The 7,809-nt window shown below is 43.7% G+C and carries 4 protein-coding genes; all 4 read right to left on the bottom strand.

From position 1 onward, the window contains the following. Window positions 1-137: 137 nt before the first annotated feature. Window positions 138-1,274 (bottom strand): serine hydrolase domain-containing protein, encoded by a 1,137-nt coding sequence (locus IDZ20_RS05730; protein WP_188150467.1) that lies wholly within the window; start codon window positions 1,272-1,274, stop codon window positions 138-140. Window positions 1,275-1,411: 137 nt separating this feature from the next. Continuing rightward, complete coding sequence (locus IDZ20_RS05725; protein WP_188150466.1) at window positions 1,412-2,182, bottom strand: TerC family protein; 771 nt, start codon at window positions 2,180-2,182, stop codon at window positions 1,412-1,414. A 402-nt stretch (window positions 2,183-2,584) separates the two neighbouring features. After that, a complete protein-coding gene (locus tag IDZ20_RS05720) occupies window positions 2,585-3,982 on the bottom strand; it encodes a hypothetical protein (RefSeq protein WP_188150465.1) in 1,398 nt (465 codons plus the stop codon). A gap of 269 nt (window positions 3,983-4,251) precedes the next feature. Continuing rightward, window positions 4,252-7,704 (bottom strand): FAD-binding protein, encoded by a 3,453-nt coding sequence (locus tag IDZ20_RS05715; protein WP_188150464.1) that lies wholly within the window; start codon window positions 7,702-7,704, stop codon window positions 4,252-4,254. Window positions 7,705-7,809: the final 105 nt, after the last annotated feature.

Here is a 7,809-nt window from a genome sequence, read left to right as displayed (position 1 = left end):
AAGAAAACGATTTGATTTCAGAACACCAGAGGAAATGTTTTATGGACTTTAACTATTATTGTAGCGGTTCAAAGTTGATACTAGGCGGTTTTGTCGGAGCTACTAAATTCTTATAGCTACTCAGGTCGAACTTATAATTAATCCTTTTCAACGCCACCGTAAAGGGTTTTAATTAGTTTATCAGTGACGCGCCATTTAACCGGAAATTGGTATCCATTAATATTTGATAGAAAAATAACGTTAACCTCTTCGCTAGGCAATCTCAAAATGTCTGACTGAAACCCCTTTAGCTGACCTGGGTGCCCCAAGGTTAGATGCCCCCCCACTATTTCCGCTCCAACTCCGAATCCATACTTGACGGAAGGCACGAAGCCATTATCAAATTTATAGGGTTCAATGAACTCCTTGTAAGTCTCTTCGGGTAAAACCTTACCGTTATGAAGCGCTTCGTTCCATATAAAAAGGTCATTTACTGTTGAGCAAAGGGCAGCAGCACCATTATAGGTTTTCATATTTGTATCTATCTCCCTATATGGCTTTTCGCTTTTAAGCCCATAACCTACTGCGATTGATGGGTTCTCAGATCGGTTAGCGTAAAGCCCCGTATTATTCATTTTAAGAGGTGAGAATATTCTCTCTCTCATAAAGGAATCGAGCGACTGGCCACTCACTTTTTCAATGATTAGCCCTAGAACAAAGTAACCATTGCTGCTATACCGCCACTCCTTACCAGGTTCGAAAAAAACGCCTTTTTTAGATATATACGACAGGTGCTCTTGAGGCTCTACATATTGATCGATAGGGAATGGAAAATCTTCATCTCTTTCCTGATCCCACATCCCCGAAGTATGAGTTAGCAAGTTTAGAATAGTTATCTTCGACGAATTTGGTAGATTTGGAAAAAACTTACTAAGCTTGTCGCCTATTGACAACTTTCCTTCATTAGCAAGAATTAACACAGATACAGCGGTGAATTGTTTGGTGATTGAGGCGACTCTGTAAACAGTATCCTCACTGTTTTTAATACCTTTTTCCACGTCAGCTAAACCAAAGCTGCCTTTTGAAATGATTTTTCCGTGCTTCGAAATTAAGTATGAAAACCCTGGAAGAGACGGTGCCGAGATTTCTTTAACGTAGTTTTCTAGTGAATCTACGTAAATAGAAGCGTCAGGCTTTGTATCATTTGATGCGTACGCGAAGTGAGCGATAAAAAATGAACAAATAGCTCCTATTAATTTGATAGCCACTTTACTGTTTTTTTTTCTTTTATTCATGAGACCACTCCATAATCTAATAGTTTGTTTGACGCATAACGCCTAGCTCACCGGCCGCATATTGCGGAGAGCGTTTTGTGTAAAATGGAGCGCAGCGACTATACAAAACGAGCGTAGCAATATGGGTCCGTGTGCAGCTATTTGTTAGGCATTTTCATCTTCAGTGTTTTTTTTGCCAGATGTATTGTCTCAACAGCTTTTGCCCTGCGATTTCTTATTTTTATGTTGAGCATCTCTACAACTAAGGAAAAGGCCATAGCAAAGTAAACGTAACCTTTTGGTATATGAACATCGAACCCCTCTGCAATAAGAGTGAACCCTATCAGCATCAAGAAAGACAGTGCCAACATTTTTATTGTAGGATTCGCATCTACAAAATCACCTATTGGTTTTGCGGCTACAAGCATAACGCCAACCGATGCAACAATTGCTATAACCATTATGCTTAGATGATCAACTAACCCTACAGCAGTTATTACCGAATCAAGTGAAAACACAACATCAAGTAGAGCAATTTGAATGAGGATCGAGATAAAACCGGAGACTACAAACTGCGCCTTAGATGCTTCTTGTATTTCAAAACTACCATGTATTTCGTGTGTGGATTTTGTGAGAAGAAAAAACCCGCCTACAACTAGTATGATGTCTCTTCCAGATATTTCATTCCCAAAAGCAATAAACAAAGGCTCCACCAGGCCCATAATCCAAGCCAAGCTGAAAAGCAGCAGTAAACGAGTGCCCATCGCTAAAGATAGACCGATCTTTCGAGCCTTAGCCCTCTGTTTTTCTGGCAATCTACCAACGAGTATTGATATAAATATTATATTGTCTATTCCAAGAACAATCTCCAAAGCCATTAGGGTTGCTAATGCTACCCATGCCTCTGGACTTGCGAACCATTCAAACATTCTTTTTTACTCTACGTTTGTGTGAAGTTACGATTGCCTAATATTATATTCAACGTCTAAATCACACAAAACAAACCAGTCAATAGGCCGCGATTAGACGCGTGAATGCCTTGTATATCTCCACGCCCAATTTCCAGTTGCACCAGATAAGGTATACCTTATTTGTGGGCGCCAATTAATATCCCCATAAAGTCTCAAAACATTGCGCCAATGTCACTAATTTTTTAACAATATCTCACTCTGCTTAAACGTAACCTTTTATAGGTGTAAAAAACTCCGGCCGATTTGGTCGGAGCTTCTCTGGTAGTAGGTGATTTGGGTTCGGCTTATTCCATAACGAAATATTGCGTTTAGTTGCGGGTTAGTTGGGGTATCGCTATTTTGTTATTTAAGCTGTTTGGTCTAGGTGCCGGATGGCTTCGCTATGCGTTTAAGCGCTGCGATTAATAGCCCTACAATAGTGTTTAAAAGAATTAGGATGTTAGGCACAAATAATATTACGACGATAATTATAAAGGTGGCGAAGCCGTAGGTAATATATTTGCCAAGGTTATTTAGGCCCCAGTCTGGCACTAGGTCGGCTAGCTCGAACGATTTTGCATAGGCTTTGGGGGGAATATATTCGGGTATAAGGTCGCTTGGTAGTACTACGTCGAAGGAGCCTTTAACTAGAATGGGTAATAAAAATGTGAATGTTACGCGGTCGTCCCATTTGTCGATGCCGAAGTTCTTTTTCCATGAGCCGATATTTTTGGAGGTGATACGGAAGAAGTAGTCTTTGTTAAATATTGATTCTGGTAGGGCGCTGGTGTTAAACGAAGATACTAGGTTAGATTCGTTGTACCGATTGCCTAGGCTCCTGTCGCTATACAGGGATACATATTGTCCTGGGCTACTGGGGGCGATATCTAGCCTACGTGCATCTTCATTAACAACATCCAGTTTGCTTACAATTATTGCGCCTACGGCGACCTCTGCATTTTTTTGCGTGCCGGTTTTGTCGGATATATACCAAGGTGCGTAGTTGGGTGATACTTTAAATACGATATCTAAATCCGCGTAGCGACTATCGTCCCACTCTTCTTGAAAGTCTATATCGTCAAGGGAATAAAGCTTGTCGTCGGTTTTGGTGTTGGTGTACCAGTGCCTTGGGTATTTTTTCGCTGTTTTATCTATTTTATCTAATTTGCTTTTTACGCTTTCGCCGCGCAGCGTGCGAATGTCTAGGGTAAGGTTAAACTCTGTTAGGTATAGGTCGAACTTGTCTACTTTGTGATGGCCATCTTCGCTGATGTAGCTTTTCTCGTAATGTTTGTAGGGCCCAAGTTTATCGTTTTTGGGTAGAAGGGCACTTATTTGGTCGTAAAATGCGGATGTTGTAGGAATGAATTCGGGTGATTTGAATCGTGGTTTGTCGACAATGATTTTTAGGTCTGGCAAGCCAAAGTTAGGGTGGTCTGGGTCAAACCAAGCGCCGTTGGTATCTTTTCTAAAATGTTCGCGCTGTTCTGGAATTTCGATATCATAGATTTTGCCGTGATGGCTTAAATATTCAAAAGCAACGATAGGCCCTTCGAAGTTGCTAATTACCCCATCTTTGTTTGTCATGGTTATCGACTGTTTTTGCTTTTCAAATTCTTTTACGCTGTCGAGTGCCTTGGTTACTTGTTCGGCGTGTAACTTCTTTGCATCTTCAATTTTCATTACTACTTGTTGTTTATGTTGAGCTTTGTTTACTATGCCGAACATCAAGACGATGGAAAATATGCAGGCCAATGTGGCTAAACCGAGTTTGTTCATATTAAGGGCTTCCCTACGCGTTATTGTTATTGCTCTTCTTTTTATAGTCGTTATAAATTCTCAAAACATTAGGAAAATGTCACTATTTTTTTGGTGAATTCTGCTTAAACCTACAGTCTCATTTTTACAGATGTAAAAAAACCCGACCAATTGGCCGGGTTTTTGTGTTGTTTTGTTCTTGTTATTTGGTTTTGTTTTTTTCTTATTTCATTAGTGAATATTGATCAATGAAATTTGCCGAGTTGGCTGTGGGGCGCGCGCACCTATACTTATCGCGATAATAGATTTCGAATTACAGAAAACTGATTTCGAAATGTTCTAGGTTCGCCATTGGCTAATATTTGCATTTGATTACTAAATTGTCGGACGCGACTTGCCCCATAAACGTCGTCAAAGTTTCTAGCTTCATCATGTAGTTGCCCCCAGTGGGGAATAGCTCCTACGCTGTTTGCGAACTCGCGCGCTCGTGTTAAGAATTCTTCTGTGCCGTCGAGTCGCTCCATTACAAATAGCTCAACGTGACAATTTAAGTCATGGCGTTGCATTGCCATGGTGGCGATGGATCTTTTTGTAAAGCGAATGGGTAGGGCAAGTAATAAGGCGGTGGATGTTCTTCGGTTGCGAATTTCATTTGCGATTGCCAGTAATCCGTCAATAAAGCTAATCAATTGATCTGGTCGAACGATATATTCGTGACTTTCAACCAGTCGATCAAAGCTGGGCGATTTGCCCCATTGAACTTCGTCGCCCCAGCGAGAGCCGCGACTTGGTAAAGGTTCGGCGCTAGTGCGAGCTGTTCGATCTTTATGCATTAGCGCATCGTCACTTGGTAACACTATTGGGTTTGATGCTCTGGAACGTTCTGGGCGTTTACCTTCTGTGACCTGGGTTACAATTGCGTCTACTATTTCTCGGCCTGCGGGAATAATATCGCCTAGTTTCCAAATATCATTTATTAGCCCTGGTACGGCTTGGTTTATTGCGTCTGTTTCTGGGTCGGAATCTAGCATGCTTAGAACGTAGCGTATGGAACTCATTAAGCCGAACACTGCTGCTAAATTTTCTCTAGCTTGGTTGCCGCGCGCGATCTGAAAACTTAGGTAGTAGCCCGTCATGCGTGCAAATTCGGCCGGAATATAGGCGAGTAAAAGGCCAATTAAGCCACCCGTTAAACCCAAAGCCGCTGGAAGTGCGTTAACCAGAATTACGGCTAGTGTTCTGTCACTAAGCCCTTCTTCTTCCGCAGGTAAATTAACTGGGAGTGCTGTTAAATTGTTGGTGGTAATGTAGCTTTTGCCGTCGGCGAGCACTAAAACTTCAATAAACCAGTGGTCTTCATCGCGCGGTGTTTCCAGTACTTTTTCGCGCAGCCAATTTTGGGCAAAGGGCCAGTTTGTATAGATTGTTTCGAGGCTCATACGATGAGCATCAACGGTTTCATATACAACCGCATAGATTACCCCAGCAGAGCCAAACGAAACTAAGGTTGCATTAAATAGGTTATCGTCGTAAACAATATTGGTGCATAGCGAAAAAAGTTCGCCACGCTGGGCTTCCATTTTTTCGGGATCGGTTATACGCCTAGACGATGACTCAATCCACCATTCTTGGCCGTCTGTGCCTATTAAATGAATAGCACGAACAAAATCCGCTATGGGCGGTAGGTGTAGGGTGCTGCCGTGTGTGCCAGTACTAAATGCGCCCGTCAGCGATTGCCGATCGCCACCACCCATGGTCGGCAAGGCCAAACCTAGACGACTCAATTCAAAGTTTAGGTTTGCGAGTTTTATTCCGGCTTCTACATACACGAGTCGTTGGCTGAGCGATGTTAATTCACCGCTATCGAGTACCTCTGAATATTGGTTGATGTTATCTGTGGATAGTATTGTTCGCGCGCGATCATTCAATATGTCGTCGATTGGCAGGGTAAGAATTTCATTCAAATAGATGGTATCAAGTAGTACATAATCTGTTTCGTTTTGCGATACAGCGCATTCTGTAAAGGAGAAGCCGCTTCCCGCAATGGCTAAGCGTCGGTTTGATGCTTCTGCGGCGTATACGGCGTTGATAAGATCTTCGCGCGTGGTTGGCGCAAACTGCATAATGGTTCGGTCTATATTATGGTTCCAATTGCGAAACCTTCCTGGCGTGAATAGGGCTGGGCCGCTAGGTGCAATGGGGCGTATTTGATCAACCATAAGGCTGAGGCTGTGTGAGTCGGTGCCGCACCGTCCGGTCGCGGTAACTTCAACCAGAATTTCTGCTTCGGCTGAGGGGCTGGGAATGGTATAGCGTGTGAAGCGAGGAATGCTGCCGGAGTAACTTCGTGAAAATTCATCTACTGCTGGGTCGTCGCTGGTGATGCGCAGTAAAAGTGATTGGGCGTTGCAGCTCACATGGTTAATGTCTATTACTTCATCTGGGCGCAAGCATCCGCGTCGTCTTGGGTGACGAAAGCCCAAGGTTGTGGTGGTTTCACCGCCTAAGAATTCGAAGCTGGAGCGTGTTGTTAAATCTAAGGTAAGGCTTACATCGCAGGCTAAAACCGTTAATGGTTCATCTAGCCCCAGTTCTATTGTTCCGCAATGTGCGCCGGGTGGAACAACTACGTCGATCTGGGTATCCGAAATCGGCGTAACTTCTTCGGAAAGAACTGTGGAGCCTGGTTCAGCACCTTTAAATCGGATTCGAACCAGGTTTCCGTCAAAGAAAAACCCAGAACCCGTAATGGTGATTGTTTCGCCGACACACGCATTGATTGGCGAGACTGAATCGATGCTGTAATTTAAACGGCCCAACGCGGGGCCAATGATGTCTATGAAGGCTCTAATAAATTCGGGCAAGCATTCGAGCCCGCCTGGTATTGTCGGGTCTTCGGGCATGGGTGGAGGGAAGGGCAGCGGTAAGCCTGGTGCCCCTCCGGCGCCGGGGTTTGGCGGCCAGATAAATCCGCCACCTGGACCGCTGGGGTTGAATGGTCGTCCAAAGCCGGGCATTTGAGGCCTGTCATCCGGGCCACCGCCAAAGTCGCCAGCAAAACCGCCATCAAAACCGCCATCAAAACCAGAGCGGGACGTAAGCTGACCGCTATAGAAATTCAAACTCGAAATAAAACTTTCACCAAATTGGTTGGATTCTAAAAACCGTATAGCGCGCTCGTTTAGGCTGGTGATAGGAAGCAGTGCGTTCAGTTGGGTAACAATTACATTTATATTTTTGTTGATGCTTTCTGCATTTCCTTGCGCGGTTAAAATTGCCGCACCGATTAAGCGCGCAACCCGCAGCGAGTTTATTGTCGGGTTGGCAGGCTTTGTGTGCGGATAGGCTTTAACCACCGAATTTAGAAATTGGATCTCTAGCAGTTGTTTATGGTAATCCGCCGGTAGCGAATTGACGTGCGGGCAGGGTGAGTATTTGTCGTTCCAAAGGCTAAGTTCTTGCAGCCGAGAACGAAATTCAATGTTCGCGCTTGAATCGCCCTTTAGCAGGCTTTGGGCTAATTCATCTAAACTGTTGTCTGATGCTATGGGGGGGAGCAGCGTCCAAATATCGCTAACTAATTTTTTTATTTCGGAAGGGTTAGATCTTTTTATATCTAAATTTTTGAAGGCTTGGGTTGCGGCTTCTAGAATCGTGTTACTCGCCGATTCGATAATTAGTGGCCGAGTAGGCGTCTCACTCGATGGTTTGTCCTCGATAATATCTGAACTTGAAGTGTTCATCCTGAAACCTCTTTGTCATTATAAAAAATATTTACCTATTCGTTTTGCTCTACAGCTTTAATCTACAGTTGTAACCTAACGTCTTCTTAGCAAGTAGCGCTGGGG

Origin of the sequence: Teredinibacter waterburyi (assembly GCF_001922985.1) — a bacterium.
Classification (GTDB): Bacteria; Pseudomonadota; Gammaproteobacteria; order Pseudomonadales; family Cellvibrionaceae; genus Teredinibacter; species Teredinibacter waterburyi.
This window is presented reverse-complemented; position numbering and strand designations above follow the sequence as displayed.

Bases quoted from the DNA above. Each gene is read 5' to 3' on its own strand.
- IDZ20_RS05730 (WP_188150467.1), bottom strand. From the start codon at position 1,274: ATGAATAAAAGAAAAAAAAACAGTAAAGTGGCTATCAAATTAATAGGA.
- IDZ20_RS05725 (WP_188150466.1), bottom strand. From the start codon at position 2,182: ATGTTTGAATGGTTCGCAAGTCCAGAGGCATGGGTAGCATTAGCAACC.
- IDZ20_RS05720 (WP_188150465.1), bottom strand. From the start codon at position 3,982: ATGAACAAACTCGGTTTAGCCACATTGGCCTGCATATTTTCCATCGTC.
- IDZ20_RS05715 (WP_188150464.1), bottom strand. From the start codon at position 7,704: ATGAACACTTCAAGTTCAGATATTATCGAGGACAAACCATCGAGTGAG.